1 protein-coding gene is annotated in these 327 nt (G+C 63.3%); it reads right to left on the bottom strand.

Going from position 1 to position 327, the window contains the following annotated elements:
- The coding region (locus OU26_RS08740; RefSeq protein WP_152571361.1) for an IS3 family transposase at nucleotides 1–268 on the bottom strand (268 nt) is incomplete at its 3' end.
- Between the last annotated feature and the right edge of the window lie 59 nt (nucleotides 269–327).

Raw genomic sequence — 327 nt, 5'->3', positions numbered from 1 at the left:
AGCTGTACCGTTTCGCGCTCTTGAACAGGGGCGCCAGGCCATGCCCGGCCGTCAGCCGCATGACCCGTTTGGCCGATACCCTGACGCCCATGCCCTTCAGCTCCAGGTGGATCCGCTTGTACCCGTACCTGCGCTTGCCGTTCTCGGACGCCTCCTCGACCAAGGGCAGCAGCCACGCGTCCTTGTCCGGTCTGTCCATGGCCTTGATCTGGTAGTGGTATGTGCTGCGCGCGATGCCGACCATGGGCAGCAGTCTTCCGGCGGTCACGCCGAGCCTCTCACTGGTCTGTTTGACGAGTGTGTTTTGTCAAGCGCTGGTGTGCCGTT

Source organism: Bifidobacterium ruminantium DSM 6489 (assembly GCF_000770925.1).
Lineage (GTDB): Bacteria > Actinomycetota > Actinomycetes > Actinomycetales > Bifidobacteriaceae > Bifidobacterium > Bifidobacterium ruminantium.
Note: the sequence above shows the minus strand (reverse complement) of the source record. Positions and strands in the feature narration are given on the sequence as shown.